18 protein-coding genes are annotated in these 18,228 nt (G+C 58.8%); 10 read left to right on the plus strand and 8 right to left on the minus strand.

Going from position 1 to position 18,228, the window contains the following annotated elements; translation table 11 throughout:
• Positions 1–72 precede the first annotated feature (72 nt).
• From ACQKRQ_RS21890 to ACQKRQ_RS21900, 3 genes are all read right to left on the minus strand, one after another.
• Entirely contained in the window at positions 73–708 is a 636-nt protein-coding gene (locus tag ACQKRQ_RS21890; RefSeq protein ID WP_427479362.1) for a hypothetical protein, read from the minus strand.
• Positions 709–933: 225 nt separating this feature from the next.
• On the minus strand, positions 934–1,257 hold the full coding sequence (locus ACQKRQ_RS21895) for a hypothetical protein (RefSeq protein WP_427479364.1): 324 nt from the start codon (positions 1,255–1,257) through the stop codon (positions 934–936).
• Between the two features lie 385 nt (positions 1,258–1,642).
• On the minus strand, positions 1,643–2,608 hold the full coding sequence (locus tag ACQKRQ_RS21900) for a hypothetical protein (protein WP_427479366.1): 966 nt from the start codon (positions 2,606–2,608) through the stop codon (positions 1,643–1,645).
• A 245-nt stretch (positions 2,609–2,853) separates the two neighbouring features.
• Between ACQKRQ_RS21900 and ACQKRQ_RS21905 the strand changes: the two genes are divergently transcribed.
• Entirely contained in the window at positions 2,854–3,027 is a 174-nt protein-coding gene (locus ACQKRQ_RS21905; protein WP_427479368.1) for a hypothetical protein, read from the plus strand.
• A 620-nt stretch (positions 3,028–3,647) separates the two neighbouring features.
• Here the strand turns inward: ACQKRQ_RS21905 and ACQKRQ_RS21910 are convergent.
• Positions 3,648–4,814 (minus strand): ABC transporter substrate-binding protein, encoded by a 1,167-nt coding sequence (locus ACQKRQ_RS21910; RefSeq protein ID WP_427479370.1) that lies wholly within the window; start codon positions 4,812–4,814, stop codon positions 3,648–3,650.
• Positions 4,815–4,848: 34 nt separating this feature from the next.
• Positions 4,849–5,790, minus strand: a complete 942-nt coding sequence (locus ACQKRQ_RS21915; RefSeq protein WP_132375752.1) for a CysB family HTH-type transcriptional regulator — start codon at positions 5,788–5,790, stop codon at positions 4,849–4,851.
• Between the two features lie 236 nt (positions 5,791–6,026).
• Here ACQKRQ_RS21915 and ACQKRQ_RS21920 point away from each other — a divergent pair, with 236 nt between their 5' ends.
• The 6 genes from ACQKRQ_RS21920 (at position 6,027) to cobA (ending at position 12,236) form a co-directional block, all read left to right on the plus strand.
• Positions 6,027–7,706 carry a nitrite/sulfite reductase gene (locus ACQKRQ_RS21920; protein WP_342960081.1) on the plus strand — a complete coding sequence of 560 codons (1,680 nt, stop codon included), beginning with the start codon at positions 6,027–6,029 and terminating at the stop codon, positions 7,704–7,706.
• A 22-nt stretch (positions 7,707–7,728) separates the two neighbouring features.
• Positions 7,729–8,268, plus strand: coding sequence for a DUF934 domain-containing protein (locus tag ACQKRQ_RS21925; protein WP_132375751.1), 540 nt, complete (start codon positions 7,729–7,731; stop codon positions 8,266–8,268).
• Positions 8,265–9,011 carry a phosphoadenylyl-sulfate reductase gene (locus ACQKRQ_RS21930; protein WP_427479373.1) on the plus strand — a complete coding sequence of 249 codons (747 nt, stop codon included), beginning with the start codon at positions 8,265–8,267 and terminating at the stop codon, positions 9,009–9,011. Before ACQKRQ_RS21925 ends, ACQKRQ_RS21930 begins: the two co-directional genes overlap by 4 nt.
• A 110-nt stretch (positions 9,012–9,121) precedes the next feature.
• Entirely contained in the window at positions 9,122–10,084 is a 963-nt protein-coding gene (gene cysD, locus ACQKRQ_RS21935; RefSeq protein WP_132375747.1) for a sulfate adenylyltransferase subunit CysD, read from the plus strand.
• 25 nt (positions 10,085–10,109) lie between these two features.
• Positions 10,110–11,426 (plus strand): sulfate adenylyltransferase subunit 1, encoded by a 1,317-nt coding sequence (locus ACQKRQ_RS21940; protein ID WP_116119209.1) that lies wholly within the window; start codon positions 10,110–10,112, stop codon positions 11,424–11,426.
• Between the two features lie 54 nt (positions 11,427–11,480).
• The gene (cobA, locus tag ACQKRQ_RS21945) at positions 11,481–12,236 is read left to right on the plus strand and encodes a uroporphyrinogen-III C-methyltransferase (protein WP_427479375.1); all 756 of its coding nucleotides are present in this window, start codon (positions 11,481–11,483) and stop codon (positions 12,234–12,236) included.
• 372 nt (positions 12,237–12,608) lie between these two features.
• Here the strand turns inward: cobA and ACQKRQ_RS21950 are convergent, their stop codons facing one another.
• The 3 genes from ACQKRQ_RS21950 to lptF are packed head-to-tail and all read right to left on the minus strand — an operon-like array spanning position 12,609 to position 15,241.
• Positions 12,609–12,980, minus strand: a complete 372-nt coding sequence (locus tag ACQKRQ_RS21950; protein WP_408180714.1) for a sirohydrochlorin chelatase — start codon at positions 12,978–12,980, stop codon at positions 12,609–12,611.
• 11 nt (positions 12,981–12,991) lie between these two features.
• On the minus strand, positions 12,992–14,140 hold the full coding sequence (lptG, locus tag ACQKRQ_RS21955) for an LPS export ABC transporter permease LptG (RefSeq protein WP_132375739.1): 1,149 nt from the start codon (positions 14,138–14,140) through the stop codon (positions 12,992–12,994).
• Between the two features lie 3 nt (positions 14,141–14,143).
• Positions 14,144–15,241: an LPS export ABC transporter permease LptF gene (gene lptF, locus ACQKRQ_RS21960; RefSeq protein WP_132375737.1), complete on the minus strand. Its 1,098-nt coding sequence runs from the start codon at positions 15,239–15,241 to the stop codon at positions 14,144–14,146.
• Positions 15,242–15,378: 137 nt separating this feature from the next.
• On the opposite strand from lptF, the gene ACQKRQ_RS21965 reads away from it, so the two are divergent.
• From ACQKRQ_RS21965 to ACQKRQ_RS21975, 3 genes are all read left to right on the plus strand, one after another.
• The gene (locus tag ACQKRQ_RS21965; protein ID WP_427479378.1) at positions 15,379–16,905 is read left to right on the plus strand and encodes a leucyl aminopeptidase; all 1,527 of its coding nucleotides are present in this window, start codon (positions 15,379–15,381) and stop codon (positions 16,903–16,905) included.
• 58 nt (positions 16,906–16,963) lie between these two features.
• The gene (locus ACQKRQ_RS21970) at positions 16,964–17,380 is read left to right on the plus strand and encodes a DNA polymerase III subunit chi (RefSeq protein WP_408180711.1); all 417 of its coding nucleotides are present in this window, start codon (positions 16,964–16,966) and stop codon (positions 17,378–17,380) included.
• Positions 17,381–17,472: 92 nt separating this feature from the next.
• Positions 17,473–18,189: a DUF2486 family protein gene (locus ACQKRQ_RS21975; protein ID WP_427479380.1), complete on the plus strand. Its 717-nt coding sequence runs from the start codon at positions 17,473–17,475 to the stop codon at positions 18,187–18,189.
• Positions 18,190–18,228 lie beyond the last annotated feature (39 nt).

The raw sequence follows: 18,228 nt of genomic DNA on the forward strand, positions 1-18,228 counted from the left end.
CGAATTAAGGGTGAACATATACAATTGTTTAAAAAATAATATTCAGCGTGCCGCACGATGAGAGGTGTTCAACTAGCAATCCTTGTTGAGGGCTAGATAAACTCCTTCGGTGACTCTAGCTACCCGTCGAAATACACATTCATCCACCGCGCCGTCGGCATTGAACAACTTCCTGATCTCAACCGGCCACTCTTTCAAGGGTAACGTCATTTCATTGTCTCGATCAAAAATTATCAAATCATGCTGACTAAATCCAGACAGAACAGAATACTGATAGCAAACAAATGGACGGTCTAATGAAATCCATTTGTGCGGACAGAAGGAGGGATGCTCACCGAAAAATTCGGCCTTTGAACGCATTCCCACTTCATGAATTTCGCCTCTGAAAACAATTAAGCAGGCCATCAGAACAAACCACAATGCATATAACCATATCGAGATAAAGTCAGCTTGACGGATGCAGATGAATATGCCGCAAACACTTGCGCATATGCATATAATCACAAAAAATCCGTAAGGAATTGCGTAGAAGTCGTCGATTGACAAGCCATTAAACGCCAGCAACTCTGACCACGCCTCGAACGCAAGCTGAATCGCAACCCACACCATAAAAAGGCGGAAACCCGTGTTAGACGTTGTCGCATATCTTTTCATCTGCCGGAAACGCTTTTGATGGGTAAATTGAATCGAGGAAAATCTTGATGACATGTTTTATTACAAAAATCAATTTCAGCATCACATCAATTCTAGTAATTTTTTACTAGCCACCCGCATCACCATAGGCAGATATTGGATTTCGGTAACGTCAAAGATTTTGACCCTTCTGTCTTTGGTGATTGTGATGTTGTTTCCTTGATGATAAGAGAATCACGCAATAAACATTATAAGCGAACGAACTTCCGCAATTCCTCTTTAAACAGTAGAGGAATCACGTCATCGTTTGCACGCGATCACCGAAGAAATCAAACCTGTCGTCAATAAGAGTATTGAGATTGCTACTGTTATTGCGAGCGCTTGGCTTCTGCCGATTACCACCCATCCACTTTCTCGCTTTCCAAAAATTCTAAAGAAAAGGTTGATGGCATAAATTATAGAGAAAGCAGATAGGGTCGCTGGAAGAAGTGCAATCAAAACCGCCTCTATCGCTGATGAATTATGAAAAATCTCCAGCACTCTATCGCAGCCGGAAAGAGAGCTGGCAATGCGAATCGCAATTGCAACAAAAACTAATAAAGTAAATAAAATCCGGTCGCGCATCTTTAACTTAATCAATGTGAAAATAACAAATTGTGATCGGCCTCAGACAGCCGGTTTTACGCATTGATCATCATAGTTACGGGAAGCATATAAATAGGAAATTTAGATTTTTAAAAATATTTGCGTGGGGCTAGGCGATTTTTGTAAATATTTTTCATATCGCTGAATATTCTGTGTTCGATCGTATCAAATTAGGATGACTATATGTGCAAAAATATGTCAAGAAGCATCACTTCAAGCATCACTTCATTGAATCGCATTGATCTGGAAAGACCGAAAGGATTTTTTGAATTTCTATAATTGACTTCTTTCGAAGATGTGGCTAACATCCGCCGCTCCGATCACTCTCTCGGTGAATAGACGGACATTTGAATGGTCAGCGTTCCTACGGGACGACGAGGTTCGTCCCGTCGAGGCCAAGCGCCCGGCATTGCTTATCAAGGTCCTGCCACTCTGCCGCAAGGCGTTCATCCTTTTTGATCAAGGGATAGAAATGTCCTGTCGCGTCAATACCGTTGCGACCATCGCGATAGGTCGGCCATATCCATGCGGCGCCGGAAACGTATCGCAAATAGGCACGATTGCTGTACGCGTCCACCACTGGCTCGACATACGTGCAACGCACCTTCATTCCTTCACGTATGAGTTGCTCGCCAAGTTTTCCATCCATGGCTTCATCAGGGAGCCAAATCGCCTTGGACCTTAAATCTTGTCCGGGCACCACGCCGGTTAAATAGAACGTGCCCAAGATGATCTTCGCGTCGCTCGACCCTTCCGCGATTGCTCTTTCGAACAGATCGCGTATCTGAAGCGGGTCACTCGTATCGGTGATCCACCCCTGCGCGTTTCCGAGCGCATAGAGGTAGTCGCCCATGGGATCGCCGCGAGACTGCATATCGCGCATCCCGGCCACTTGCTGGTCCCACAATTTCTTTCCACGATTGCCGACAGCATGCTGGTCTGCGACGTTCGCAACATGCATCGCCGTTACGACAGGGATGGCCGCCAGTTGGCATCCCGAAATTGGCATGAGCAGTAGCGATGAAATGGCAACGCAGACCGGGTTCCAAAAACGTCCCATCTTTACTATCATTTTCTCTTCATATACCAGTAACTGGACGCAGGCGCGCACGATAGCGACTATCGCCTGTTCAAGTCGCGCATGGATATCGGCCGCTCTCGCGGCTACGAAATCTATTGGCCAATAGACAAACGACTCCTGCCGAATGAGTTGGGTTGAATACGTCCAGAGGTTGACAGATCCGCGCACATTGATCCCGATAAGAAACGAATGAGTGCAGATGCCTATCAGATAGGCTTGTCGAATTGTTAAGCGCTTTCCGGTTTGCATTGGCCGAGCTCTGCGCGCGACATCACTGCTGCCAAGTGTATCCACGCTTCAGGGCAAGGCGTTACTCATTCTTGGAGATTGCGGTTTCTTGCGAACGCGGAATTTACTCTAATCGCACACTGGCGTGTGCAAAGATCAGTCAAGGTTTGACCTTCGAACAGACTCAGAGTGTATTCGGACTTTTCTCATTGAAATATGTGGCATTCTTAAATTCCCGTTAAGAGTTGTAGTCGCGAGTAACGGAAATGCTGATACCCGTGATCGTGCCTTGCACCGGCGTATCGATCCCGTCGAACGATCCGTACCGGCTGGCCGATCCTCACCCGGCCGATCTCACCGACCGGCACTGGCGCTGCCAGTTCGAGCGTGCGCAGATCGACCGCGTCGAGATTCCCGCGGGCGATCTCTTAATAAAATGAAGCCCTTTTTCGACCGGTACGCGATTGTCGTCGAGCGTCTGTTTGGCGATGTCGAGCAGGCCGGCCGTCGCCGCAAGCTAACTGCGGCTTTGCTCGGCGCTGGCCATATTGTCGCGCGCGTCGATGGCCGGTCTTGATCGGATCGCCTTCGCGCACGATCACGTCGAGCGCCGAACTGGCCACTTTCGATTTGACCGCGGCTTGCGTTCCGGCGCGTAGCGCCCCGGTCAGCTGCAGCGTTTCAAAGAGGCTGCGCGGGCTGACGGTGGCGAGATCGTCGGGAGCGAATTCGACGACGGAAGAGAGACGGTGTTCGTGACCAAAGCAGTCGCGCTGCGTTTCCTCATCGCCTGGGCAATCGCGACGGCGAGGATCACGACGACAACTTCAGCAGCGATGATGCATTCTCTGGTTTTTTGGCATGCGCGGTCTTACGGACTTCACGGACTGGCGAGACGCGGTGGCTGCTTTGAAAAATCCAGGCACCGCGTGCTCGCACTAAATCGGCAAATCATTTTCAGCTAGCGTTCACTGCAAGCCGCCGTCAACACGGGATGCGGAGTTGGAACGTGATGCACCGCCCAAGCGACGTGACCGCATAGCGGAGCATGCGGGTCGCCTTACTGGCTCAAATAAACGAACTTGCCGTTCTTGATAGTGCCCATCACGCTCGCGCGCTGATCCAGCCCCACGTGATCCTTCGGGCTCGTGTTGACCACGCCGTTCGGCACGACCAACTCATGCGCATGCTCCAGTTCGTCACGCAGCGCGACGCGGAAGGCCGGCGTGCCCGGCTGCGCCGTCTTCAGCGCGCGCGCCACGGCGTCCTGCAAGCGCGGGTACACGCCGGCTGCATCGCCCGCGAACTGCGTCACGCTGCCCGCGCCGTACTTCGCTTCATATTCGTTCGTAAAGGCGAGCGCCGCCTTCTTCGCCGGATGATCGGCCGGCAGCGTGCGCGCCACCACGACCGGCTGGGTCGGGAACAGCGTGCCTTCCACGTCCTTGCCGCCCAGCTTGATGAACTCCGGCGTGGCGATACCGTGCGTCTGGTAGATCGGGCCTTTGAAGCCGCGCTCGATCAGCGTGCGCTGCGGCAGCACGGTCGGCGTGCCGGCGCCGGCGATCAGGATCGCGTCGGGCTTGGCGGCCATCAGCTTCAGAATCTGGCCGGTGACGCTCGCGTCGGTGCGGTTATACCGCTCGGTGGCGACCAGTTGAATATGGCGCAGCGCCGCGAACTTGCTGAATTCGTTGAGCCAGCTTTCGCCGTAGCCGTCCGCGAAACCGATGAAGCCCACCGTCTTCACGTTGTGGTTCGACATGTAGCGCGTCATCACGTCGGCCATTGCGCTGTCGGTCTGCGCCATTTTGTAGGCCCACACCTTCTTGCCTTCCTGCGGCTCGACCACGCTGGCCGAGCCAATCAGCGTGATCATCGGCGTCTGGCTCTCGGCGACCGGATCGAGCGCGGCCATTGCGGCCGGCGTGATGTTCGGGCCGACGATCACGTCCACGTGGTCTTCGTTGATCAGCTTGCGGATGTTGCGCACGGCGGCGCCGGGGTCGGAGGCGTCGTCGAGGAAGATGTAGTCGGCTTTCTGGCCGGCGATCGTGGCGGGCCACATCAGCATCGCGTTCTTGCTGGTGATGCCGATCACGGCCGCGGGGCCGGTGCTCGACAGATCGATGCCGACCTTGATATCGGCTTGTGCAGCGGTGGCGAGCAGGAGCGCGCCAAAACCAAAAGCGGCGAGGCCGCTGAATTTTTTCTTATACGACGTCATCGAGAGGTCTCCGTAGCAAGAAGCGATGGTGATATCAAAGTTCGTAGGTTTCGTGTTCGCCCTTGAGCGCCTGTTCGATCAGCTTGCGGTTCATGCTCGGCGACAGCAGTTCGACGAGCGTATACACATAGCTGCGCAAATAGGCGCCCTGTTTCAGCGCGACCCGTGTCACGTTGCTGCCGAACAGGTGGCCGACCGGCATGGCGCGCAAATGGCGGTCGCGCTCGGCGTTGAACGCGATATCCGCCATGATGCCGACGCCCAGGCCCAATTCCACATAGGTCTTGATCACGTCGGCGTCGATCGCCTCCAGCACGATGTCCGGATGCAGCCCGCGCAGGCGGAACGCCTCGTTGATCTTGGTGCGGCCGGCGAACGCGTTGTCGTAAGTGATCAGCGGATACTGGGTCAGATCATCCAGCGACAAAAGTTTGCGGTCGAGCAGCGGATGATCCGGTTGCATCACCGCGACGTGGTGCCACTGGAAGCACGGCAGCGAAACCAGTTCCTTATAGTTGGAGATCGCCTCGGTGGCGATGCAGAGGTCGGCCTGATCGTGCAGCACCATTTCGGCGACCTGGGTCGGGCTGCCTTGCAGAATCGAAAGGTGAACCTTCGGAAAGCGCTTTTTGAATTCGGCGATGGCCGCCGGCAGCGAGTAGCGCGCCTGCGTGTGGGTGGCGGCGATCACCAGATTGCCCTGATCCTGCGCCGCGTAATCTTTACCGACCCGCTTCAGGCTCTCCACCTCCTGCAGAATCTTCTCGACCGACTGCAGAATGATGCGTCCCGGCTCGGTCAGCGAGCGCACGCGCTTGCCATGTCGTGTGAAGATTTCCACGCCCAGCTCGTCTTCCAGCTCGATGATCGCCTTGGAAACGCCCGGCTGGCTTGTAAACAGGGCTTTGGCCGCTTCCGTCAGGTTGAAGTTCTGCCGCACAGCCTCGCGGACGAAGCGGAATTGGTGCAGGTTCATATATAACCTCTCCGCATATCAAAAGAATTTTTTAGTCGTTTGAAATATAAGGCGAGTTTATTACGATCTGTCCATCTTTTTCAATATGGATATCTGTATTTGTCATAAGCAAATGAGCGATGGGTCTAAACGTTCATAAGCGGATGGTGACAAAGGGAGGTATCCAAGGCGCGGCGAAACCGGGTGGCCGGCCCCCGGATCGCCGTGTATCACTGCAAAAAAATTGGGGTCCCCGAATGTACCAATACGATCAGTACGACCAGACCATCGTCGATGAACGGGTCGCGCAGTATGCCGATCAGGTTCGCCGCCGCTTGTCGGGCGAATTGAGCGAAGAGGAGTTTCGTCCGCTGCGCCTGCAGAACGGCCTGTACTACCAGCGCCACGCGTACATGCACCGCATTGCGATTCCGTACGGCAACCTGCGTAGCGACCAGATGCGCGTGCTCGCACAGATCGCGCGTGAACACGACCGCGGCTACGGCCATTTCTCGACGCGCTCGAACATCCAGTACAACTGGATCAAGCTCGAAGAAACGCCGGAAATTCTGCGCAAGCTCGCGGCAGTGCAGATGCACGGCATTCAGACCTCGGGCAACTGTATCCGCAACATCACGGCCGACCAGTTCGCCGGCGTGGCGCCGGATGAAGTGGTCGATCCGCGTCCGTGGGCTGAAATCCTGCGTCAATGGTCGACGTTCCACCCGGAATTCGCGTGGCTGCCGCGCAAGTTCAAGATCGCTGTGTCGGGTTCGAAGGAAGACCGCGCGGCGGTGCAGATTCACGACATGGGCGTGTATCTGAGGAAGAACGAGCAGGGCGAGCTGGTGGCCGACATTCTGGCCGGCGGCGGCATGGGCCGTACGCCGATCATCGGTGCGATCATCCGCAAAGATTTGCCTTGGCAACATCTGCTGACGTACTGCGAAGCCGTGCTGCGCGTGTACAACCGCTACGGCCGCCGCGACAACATGTACAAGGCGCGCATCAAGATTCTCGTGAAGGCGTTGAGCCCGGAGAAATTCTCGGCGCAAGTCGAAGAAGAATGGCAACACTTGAAGGACGGTCCTTCGACGCTCACGCAAGCCGAAGTTGATCGCGTGTCGCAGTACTTCCAGCCGCCGGTGTACGAAAAGCTCGCCGACACGGACGCTTCGTTCGAAAAGCATCTGCTGGAAAACCGTGCGTTCGCCCGTTGGGTCGAGCGCAACGTGCGTCCGCATAAGGTGTCGGGCTATTCGTCGGTCACCTTGTCTTTGAAGCCGACCACGATCGCTCCCGGCGACGCGACGGATGCGCAGATGGAAGCGGTCGCCGATTGGGCCGACGAGTACTCGCTCGGCGAAATCCGCGTATCGCACGAACAGAACCTGATCCTCGCGAACGTGAAGAAGCGCGACCTGTTCGCGCTGTGGGAAAAGGCCAAGGCGCAAGGTTTCGCGACGCCGAATATCGGCTTGCTGACCGACATCATCGCGTGCCCGGGCGGCGACTTCTGCTCGCTCGCGAATGCGAAGTCGATTCCGATCGCGCTGGCCATTCAGGAACGCTTCAACGATCTGGACTACGTGTACGACCTCGGCGACGTATCGCTGAACATCTCGGGCTGTATCAACGCGTGCGGTCACCACCACGTCGGCAACATCGGCATTCTGGGCGTCGATAAGGACGGCTCGGAGTGGTATCAGGTGACGCTCGGCGGCGAGCAGGGCACGGGTGCCACCGGCGCGCATCTCGGCCGCGTGATCGGCCCGTCGTTCTCGGCGGAAGAAATGCCGGACGTGATGAGCAAGGTGATCGATACGTTCGTGGAAAACCGCCACGAAGGCGAGCGTTTCATCGAAACGTACAACCGCATCGGCATCACCCCGTTCAAGGAACGTGTGTACGCCTCGCGTCAACCGGCTCACGCGTAACCGCGAAAAGGATACTGAACAGATGGCTTCTATCATCAAGAATCGCGCGATCGTCAACGATGACTGGACGGTCGTGCGCCCGGCGGAAGATGGCTCGCTGCCCGCGGTGAACGAATTGCCCGCAGGCAAGGTGCTGGTGCCGCTCGCGTTGTGGCAGGCTTCCCGCGACGCATTGATCGCTTCGCGCGGTGCCGCTGAAATCGGCGTGTGGCTCGCGGCGGATAGCGAACCCGCGGATATCGTCGCCGACTTCGACAAGATCGCGCTGATCGGCGTGGACTTCCCGGTGTTCCGCGACGGCCGCGGCTATAGCATCGGCCGCCTGCTGCGCGAGCGTTATGGCTACAAGGGCGAACTGCGCGCGATCGGCGACGTGCTGCGCGATCAACTCGCGTTCATGTTCCGTTGCGGTTTCGACGCATACGCGTTGCGCGCCGACAAAGACTTCGACGACGCGCTCAAAGCCTTCGACGAATTCAGCTTCAACTATCAGGGCGCGGTGAACTCGTCGCCGCTGTTCCGCCGCCGTGAAGCGGGCGAACTGGCCAAGGCATCGGCATGAGCGAAGTTCAAGCCCTCACGCCGGAACTTGCTGCGAAGGTCGAGCGCCTCGATGCGCTGCTCGATTCGATCGCCGCGCGCCACGAGAATGTGAAGCTCGCCAGCAGCCTCGCGGCGGAAGACATGCTGCTCACGCATGCGATCCTCTCACGTGGCGTGAAGATCGGCATCTTCTCGCTGAACACCGGCCGTTTGCATGCGGAAACGCTGGGCATGCTCGATCGCGTGAAAGAACGTTACGGCTATGACATCGAACAGTTTCATCCGCAAGCTGCCGCGGTCGACGAATACATCGGCTCGCATGGTCTGAACGCGTTCTATGAAAGCGTCGATCTGCGCAAGCGCTGCTGCGAAATCCGCAAGGTCGAACCGTTGAACCGCGCGCTGTCGGATGTCAGCGCATGGGTCACGGGCCAGCGTCGCGAGCAGTCGGTGACGCGTGCCGAATTGCATGCGGAAGAGCATGACGCCGCGCGCAATATCGCCAAGTTCAATCCGCTGACCGACTGGACCGAGGCCGAAGTGTGGGCTTACCTGAAAGCGTTCGACGTGCCGGTCAATCCGCTGCATGCGCGCGGCTATCCGAGCATCGGCTGCGAGCCTTGTACGCGCGCCGTGCGTCCCGGTGAAGATAGCCGGGCAGGGCGCTGGTGGTGGGAGTCGCGCGATACGAAGGAATGCGGACTGCACATCACGACGATTACGCCGATCGCGGTGGACCGCGGCGCAAACGCCCAGGCCTGAAGGTTGAGTGAGCGGGCCTTGGTTTTTAGCCCGAACGCCGCACATACCGATTTGAATACCTCCGCGACGCGAGCAATCGCTTGCGACGCGAACCAACGAAGGACCCAAACATGAGCACCACGCTCGATTCCACTGTGAACGCACCGCTCGCCAACACGGCAAACCGTATGGATCACCTCGACTGGCTCGAAGCCGAGTCGATTCACATCCTGCGCGAACTGGTCGCCGAATGCAGCAAGCCCGCGCTGCTGTTTTCGGGCGGCAAGGATTCGGTCGTGGTGCTGCACCTCGCGCTGAAGGCCTTCGGTATCGGCGCGAATCGCAAGACCGTGCTGCCGTTCCCGCTCGTGCATATCGACACGGGCCACAACTACGAAGAAGTGATCGACTTCCGCGATCGTCGTGCGGAAGAGATCGGTGCTGAACTGGTGGTCGGTCATGTGGAAGATTCGATCAAGCGCGGCACGGTGCGTCTGCGTCGTGAAACGGATTCGCGCAACGCCGCGCAAGCCGTGACGCTGCTCGAAACCATCGAACAGTATGGCTATACCGCGCTGATCGGCGGCGCGCGCCGCGATGAAGAAAAGGCCCGTGCAAAGGAACGGATCTTCTCGTTCCGCGACGAGTTCGGCCAATGGGATCCGAAGGCACAGCGCCCGGAACTGTGGAGCCTGTATAACGCGCGTCTGCATAACGGCGAACACCTGCGCGTGTTCCCGATCTCGAACTGGACCGAACTCGACGTGTGGCAGTACATCGCTCGCGAACAGCTCGAACTGCCGTCGATCTATTACGCGCATCAACGCGAGATCGTGCGCCGCAATGGCTTGCTCGTGCCGGTTACGCCGATCACGCCGATGCGTGAAGGCGAAACCAGCGAAACGGCGCTGGTGCGTTTCCGTACCGTGGGCGATATCAGCTGCACGTGCCCGGTGGAAAGCGATGCGGATGATCTGGAGAAGATCATCGCCGAAACGGCCGTGACCGAAATCACGGAACGCGGCGCGACGCGGATGGACGATCAGGTTTCCGAAGCCGCGATGGAACAGCGTAAGAAGCAAGGTTATTTCTAAGCACACGGACGAGGGTAAGACAATCATGAGCGGTATTCACCAACCAGAAGACCTCGGCGTGCTGCGTTTCATCACTGCGGGCAGCGTCGACGATGGCAAGAGCACGTTGATCGGCCGCCTGCTGTACGACAGCAAGGCTGTCTTGAGCGATCAGCTCTCGGCACTGTCGCGCGCGAAGAATAAGCGTACCGTCGGCGACGAAATCGATCTGTCGCTGCTGACGGACGGCCTCGAAGCCGAACGCGAGCAAGGCATCACGATCGACGTCGCGTACCGTTACTTCGCGACCGCGAAGCGCAAGTTCATCATCGCCGACACGCCGGGCCACGAGCAGTACACGCGCAACATGGTGACGGGCGCGTCGACCGCGCACGCGGCGATTATTCTGGTCGACGCAACGCGTGTGACGTTTGTGGATGGCGTCGCGCAACTGCTGCCGCAAACCAAGCGTCATAGCGCGATCGTCAAGCTGCTGGGTTTGCAGCACGCGATCGTCGCGATCAACAAGATGGACCTGGTCGATTACAGCGAGCAGCGTTTCAATGAGATTCGTGACGCGTATGTCGAACTTGCGCGTCAACTGGGCTTGAGCGACGTGCGCTTCGTACCGGTGTCGGCACTCAAGGGCGACAACATCGTGACGGCGAGCGAAAGCATGCCGTGGTACGCGGGCGAGCCGCTGCTCGACCTGCTCGAAGCGTTGCCGGTCGAAGTGCCGACGGGCCAGGCGCTGCGTTTCCCGGTGCAGTGGGTGGCGCGTCAGGACGGCAGCCAGGCTGATGACTTCCGCGGCTACATGGGCCGTGTCGAAGCCGGCGAAGTGAAGCTCGGCGATACGATCGTTGTGTTGCCGGCCAATCGCGAAGCGACGGTCGCCGAAATCATCGCGCCGGTGCCCGGCGGCACGGCTGCGGTGGATCGCGCATTTGCTGGTCAAACGGTGACGATCCGTTTGGCGGAAGACGTCGACGTGTCGCGCGGCGATACGTTCGTGCTGCGTGAAGCGGCGCCGGAGCCGGCGAAGAAGCTGGAAGCCGACCTGTGCTGGTTCGACGACACGCCGCTGTCGACGCAACGCAAGTATCTGTTGAAGCAGACCACCAACACGGTGTTCGCGCGCATCGGTGCGATCAAGGAAGTGCTCGACGTGCATACGTTGTCGCAAGCGACCGATCGCAAGGACCTGACGATGAACGATATCGGCCGCGTGGCGCTGACGTTGCAGAAGCCGCTGGTGTGCGATGTGTATGACTCGCATCAGGGTACGGGTGCGTTCGTGCTGATCGATGAAGCGACGCATCACACTGTCGCGGCGGGGATGATTCGGGCGTTTTCGGCTTAAATGTTCGGCACGTGACTGCGTCGTGCTGGCGACCTAACGGACAGGTTTAGGCAAATGGGTAAGGTTTATCTGATCGGCGCAGGGCCGGGTGCTGCGGACCTGATTACGGTGCGTGGCGCGCGGCTGCTCGGTTTGGCCGATGTCGTGCTGCATGATGCGCTGGTGGAGCCGGCTATGTTGGACTATGCGCCTTCGCATGCGCGGCGGATTGCTGTTGGCAAACGCTGCGGGCAGCTGTCGACGGCGCAGCAGTTCATCAATAAGCAGATTGTGGATGCTGCTTTGGAGCATGAGGTTGTCGTGCGGCTCAAGGGTGGGGATCCGATGTTGTTCGGCCGCGCTGATGAGGAAATGCGGGCCTTAGAGGCTGCTGGCGTCGAGTATGAGGTCGTGCCTGGGATTACTGCTGCGCTGGCCAGTGCTGCCTCTCTGAAACGGTCTTTGACGCTTCGCGGTGTGTCGCGCAGTGTGGCGTTGGCTACTTTTAGTCGGGCGCCTGGATCTGATGAGATTCGCGAGCAGGTTAATGCGGATTCTCTTGTGTTCTATATGGGCCGGGATAGTGGGGTTGAGATTGCGCAGCAATTGATCGATGCTGGGCGGTCGGTTGCCACGCCCGTGGCAATTGTTGAGGCTTGTTCTACTGCTCGTGAGCGCATGCTTTCTCTCACTCTCGAAGAGTTGGCCGCTGGCGGCGCGCAGAGGTGGGTTGATGCTTCGCAGCCTAGTTTGCTTATGATTGGGGAGGCTTTCGCTGCACGGCCCGTTAGCGTGGTTCGATCCGCGGATGGGATGTTGGTCGCGGCTTGAGGTTCTTGGTTTTTTGCTCTGCGCTTGTTGGTTGTTGGTCTTAAGGTATTGGCCTTTCCTTGATTTGTTTGTGGTCTATTAGCGTTGCCCCTGTGCGGGGCGGCACTTACTTCTCTTTGCCGCCGCAAAGAGAAGTAAGCAAGAGAAAGCGGCTCAAACCGCTAGCTTATAAGTGGGTCCCCCGCGCAGTCGCGGTAGTGGTACATCTGGAATCTGTGCTCTCGCACATTCCGCTTTCGTGACAAGGCAGTCATTCTTCCGGCAGCGCTGCGCGCGCCGTCGCGGTCGTTCTGCAAACAATTGCTTCTTTTTTTTCTTCGCCGACATTTCCGCGGCGTTCTAATTTTGCGTGTCACGGACCCGCTAAAGCAATCAAACCTGCCGCAGACAATACTCCGCGACAGCGTCCAACACAGCGTCATCCTCACCCACAGCACCAGCACACTTAATAAGAGCGGAGGGATGCAATGCCTGGCATTGCTCGATAATTAAAGGCAAATCCTTCCTCACATGCCCCCCTTGCCCAAAAAACACAGGCACAACGGTAACCACATCACAGCCTTGAGCGACAAGGTCTCCCACAGCTGTAGGCAAATCCGGCTCCATCAATTCAAGAAACGCCAACGCCACAGGCCGAGCGCCGAAAGAAGCGTCCCGCAACTTGATAGCCAGCCTCTCAAATGGCTCCCGCCACCGCACATCCCTCGCGCCATGCCCAAACAAAACAATCCCATGCATAGCCATGACGCACGCCCCTAGTGACGATCAACCCACTTCAACCCAACTAACCCAAGCACAAGATAAACCAACCCTGGCGTAGCCGCGGTCAAAGGAGCGGGCCAGGTATTCAACGTCCCGATATGCGAGAACAAGGTGTTGAACAACTGAAAACTCATCCCCAGCATGATCCCGCCGAAAACCTTCATCCCAACAACACCCGCCCGCGTATGCAAATAGGCAAACGGCAACGACAAAACCAGCATCACAAACACCGCAAACGGATAAAGCAGCTTGCGCCACAACGCAATTTCATACCGCTGCGTATCCTGATGATTCTCGGTCAAATGCTGGATATACCGGAACAGATTGAACATCGACATCCGATCCGGCGACACCAGCAGCACCGACAGAATCTGCGGCGTCAATTCAGAGCGCAGCGAATACTCCGGCACAGTGACTTCCTTCGCCCGATACACCGGATCCAGCGCATCGGCGGGCGTACCCGGAGGAGGGGGCACATCGATCAATTGCGTATCGGTCACGCCGGTCAACTGCCAATGACCGGGCGGCTGATACTTGCCGCTCTTCGCTGTCCGCACATTCGAGAGCCGGAACTTCGAATCGAATTCGTAGATGCGCACGTTGCTGATCGTCGCATCCGGCTTCAACTCGCCGACGTTCACAAAGCGCGTCACCTGCTCGCCGTCCGCACGCGCCGTCAGCGTATCTTTCACCCACACACCGGACTCGAAATTGCTCGACACAGAAGACCCCAGCGCCTCGAGCCGCACGCGCTCCGACAATTGATCCGTGTACGGCCCAACCACTTCGCCGATCAAATAAGTCAGCAAAACAAGCGGAATGCCGATCTTCAACAGTGAACGCAACGCCTGATTCGTAGCGAGCCCGGATACACGGAAGATCGTGTACTCGGAATTCGCCGCCATTTGTGCGAACACATAGATCGCGCTGATCAGCGCCGCGACCGGAATGATCTCGTAGAAGCGCGAAGGCGTTTGCAACGCAACCCGCAACACGGCGTACTGGAACTTGTAATTACCGTGCCCAACTGAGTTCAGTTCATTGATCAGGTCGAAGAAGAAGAACAGACCCGAAAACGCAAACAGAATAAAGATGAACGTGAGGTAGACCTGACGCGCGAAATACTTTTCATAGATGCGCATCGGTCAGGCTCCCTGCGAACGGCTGAACATCGCGCGCGTGATGAGCGGCCGGTTGCGCACGCGCAGCCAGAAAATAAACGCGACGATCGCCGCGACGATCACGTGCAGACCCACCAGTCCGACCGGGAACGACATCTTGCCCTGCTCGATCCACGACTGCACCACGTTCAACAGATTCGAATACGTCAGATAGATGAGCACCGCCATCACCAGATTGATGGTGCGACTGCGCCGCGGGTTCTGATGCGCGAGCGGAATGGCCAGCAGCATCAGATTGATCGCGATGAGCGGCAGCCCGGCACGCCAGGCGAATTCGGCGAGATTGTCGTTGGTCGGATTGCGCAGCAGCGTGAGCGTGGGTGTGCCGGTGGTGGTCGGCGTATTGACGACCGGCTGACTCTGGATTTTCACGCCGTAGCGCTCGAACTCCATGATGCGGAAATCCGGCTGGCCCGGCTGCCCGTCGTAACGGCGACCGTTTTCCAGCACGACGAAACGATCACCATTCTTACGCGTCTCGGTATGGCCGGTTTTCGACACGACCACGTTGACCTTGCCGTTTTCCGTGCTGGTCACGAACACGTTTTCCACGCGCGCCTGGTCGGGCGACATCTTCTCGATGAAGAACACACGGTGGCTGGTGGCCGATTCGCGGAATTGACCCGGCGCGAGCAGCGAGACCTCGTCGCGCTGCTGGAAGCGCGCGCGGATCAGCTTGCTCTGCTGATTCGACCACGGCCAGCCAACAAACACGAAGAACATGATGAGGATGATGATCGGCGTGGCAAAAATGCCGATCGGCTTGATGAATTGGGTCAGACTGACACCCGAGGACAGCCACACGACCATCTCGGAGTCTTTGTACCAACGGGTCAGGACGAACAGGATCGACACGAACAGGGTCGCGACGAGCATGATCGCCAGGTAGCCGATCACGGTCAGGCCGATCAGGACCAGCACGTCGCGCGGGTCGATCTCGCCCGAGGCTGCGAAGCCGACGATGCGGATCATCATCGTCGTCAGCACGAGCGTGAGGAGAACCATGAACACGGCACCAGCCGTATACGCGAGTTCGCGCTGGAGGGAGCGTTCGAAGATCATTATTGATGATGAGAGGGGGCGCTCTCAGTGGCGCACGGGTTGCTTCCCGTCACACCTCCGGTGCAGCCGCCGCAGGAAAAATAGCGGATAATTGCGGCTTTCATCCTAAGCCCAGATTTTATCCGAGGACAAGCGCGATGGACTTTAGCATAAAAGCCTGTGATTGGACCAAAGGCTCGTCAAACGGTTTCCTGACTGGGAAATCCGATTGCATCGTAATCGGCGTGTTCGAGTCGCAAACCCTGTCGGGCGCGGCTCTCGAGATCGACGAGGCCACCCGCGGCCTGCTGAACCGCATCATCAAGGCCGGCGACATGGACGGCAAGGCCGGCACCACGCTGTTCCTGCACGAAGTGTCGGGCATCGGCGCCTCCCGCGTGCTGCTGGTCGGCCTCGGCAAGCAGGACGTTTTCAACCAGAAAGCCTACGGCGAAGCCGTGCGGGCCGCCTGGCGCGCGCTGCTCTCCACCAAGATCGTCCAGGTCACCTTCACGCTGGCGCAGCTGCCGATCCTCGAACGAACGGCCGATTGGGGCGTGCGCGCCGCAATCCTCGCGCTGCGCGAACTGACCTACAAGTTCACGCAGATGAAGAGCAAGCCGGACAATTCGGCGCGCGCCTTGAAGCGCATCGTCTTCAGCGTCAACACGGGCGACGAGAAGACCGCCAAGCTGGCCGCGAAGCAGGGCGCCGCGCTCGCCAACGGCATGGACCTGACGCGCGACCTCGGCAATCTGCCGAGCAATGTCTGCACGCCCACCTACCTCGCCACCACCGCCAAGAAGCTCGCCAAAGACTGGAAGCTGAAGGTCGAAGTGCTGGGCGAAAAGCAGTGCGAAGCGCTCAAGATGGGCTCGTTCCTGTCGGTCACGGCCGGCTCGGTCGAACCGGCGCAGTTCATCGTGCTGCAGTACCAGGGCGGTGCCGCGAAAGCCGCGCCGGTGGTGCTGGTCGGCAAGGGCGTGACCTTCGACACGGGCGGCATTTCGCTGAAGCCGGGCGAAGGCATGGACGAGATGAAGTACGACATGTGCGGCGCCGGTTCGGTGCTGGGCACATTGCGCGCCGTCGCCGAAATGGGCTTGAAAATCAATGTGGTCGGCATCATTCCGGCGGTCGAGAACATGCCGTCGGCCACGGCCACCAAGCCGGGCGATATCGTCACCAGCATGAAGGGCCTGACGATCGAAGTGCTCAACACAGACGCCGAAGGCCGCCTGATCCTGTGCGACGCGCTGACCTACGCCGAGCGCTTCAAGCCGGCGGCGGTGATCGACATCGCCACGCTCACGGGCGCTTGCATCATCGCGCTGGGCCACCATAACAGCGGCCTGTTCTCGAAAGACGACGCGCTGGCGGGCGAGCTGCTCGACGCATCGCGTGAAGCGTCCGACCCGGCCTGGCGCCTGCCGCTCGACGACGAGTATCAGGACCAGCTCAAGTCGAACTTCGCGGATATGGCCAACATCGGCGGCCGTCCGGCGGGCAGCGTGACGGCGGCGTGCTTCCTGTCGCGCTTCACCGACGCCTATCCGTGGGCGCACTTGGACATCGCGGGTACGGCATGGAAGAGCGGTGCGGCGAAGGGCGCCACCGGCCGTCCGGTGCCGTTGCTCGCACAGTTCCTCATCGACAGGGCCGCGGACGGTCGCGCCGCACAATGACGCAATGCAGTAAGGACGCAGGCGCGGCTGCAATCGCAGACGCAAAGCGGAGCCGCCGATGACGAGAATCGACTTTCACTCGAACGTCGGCGATTCGCTGCTGTATGCGTGCCGCCTGATCCGCAAGGCGTATCAGGCGGGCCAGCCGACCATCGTGCTGGCCGAGCCCGCGCGCCTGAAGGCCTTCGACGAACAGTTGTGGACCTTCTCGCCGCTCGACTTCGTGCCGCACTGCATGGCGGGCACGCCGCTCGCCGCGCAAACGCCGATCGTGCTGGCTTCCAGCCTCGACGATGTGCCGCATCATCAGGTGCTGCTCAATCTGGGCGCCACGGTGCCGGCGCAATTCGCGCGCTTCGAGAGATTGCTGGAAGTGGTCGGTAACGCACACGAGGAACTCGCCGCGGGCCGCGAACGCTATCGCTTCTATCGCGATCGCGGCTATGCTTTGAACAACTACAAGCAAGGCAGCTAGGTCCCATTCGGTCCGCGTCGCCTGTGTCTGATCTCAGGCATCCGGCGTGCACGCGGGCTGCTTCAGCTTCGACTCAAACACGGAGAGCGCACGTGTCCGATCCCAATGACGATTCCATCCCGGTTCTGCACGAGGTTCTCGTGCAGGGTCATTCTGTGCCGGCGCGGCATGCTTCGAGCGATGCGGCCGAACTCGATGGCCCGCGCGAACCCAGTTTCAAGGCAGAGCCCGTCCTTGCTCCGCAGCCGGTGCTGACGCCCGAGCAGGTGAGGTCGGCCGAGCCGGTGCTCGCGGCGGAGCCGTTGCGGGCACAGGAACCGACTCTCGCACCGCAGCCGCGTATGCCGCAAGATGCCGCACACGCGCCGCAGCCGGCGCATCCGGCCGACCATCATCATCATTCGAAAAAGCGCTCCCGGGCGCACCACGTCGTAGAGCCGCGGCATGCGCATGACGACGCGCACGCGCCGTCGGCGGGCGTATTCGATCGGGCGGAGCCGATCACGCCGCTCGAGGCGGGCTCGACCGTACCGCCGGATATCGCGCGCGATGGCGCCGTCGAGCCGCCACTGGATCTGGATGTCGACGTCATCGCCGAACGTCTGCGCAGACGCGTCGCCGGTTTCCTGGCGGGCGACGGGCGCAGCGTGATCGAGGCACGCTGCCGCGAGACCTTGCAGGCGCACACGGGCTGGCTCATCGACCAGATCACGCGCGAAGTGGCGCTGACGCTGGAGAATGAGATGACAAGCTGGGTGCGGGAAGCGGTGCTGGAAGAGATCGCGCGGCGCGCCTCGGGCGGCGCGTGATCGTGTGAGGTGAGGCGCGGGCGCGTTGAGTGGCGCACC

This window comes from Paraburkholderia sp. NPDC080076 (assembly GCF_050281145.1).
Classification (GTDB): domain Bacteria; phylum Pseudomonadota; class Gammaproteobacteria; order Burkholderiales; family Burkholderiaceae; genus Paraburkholderia.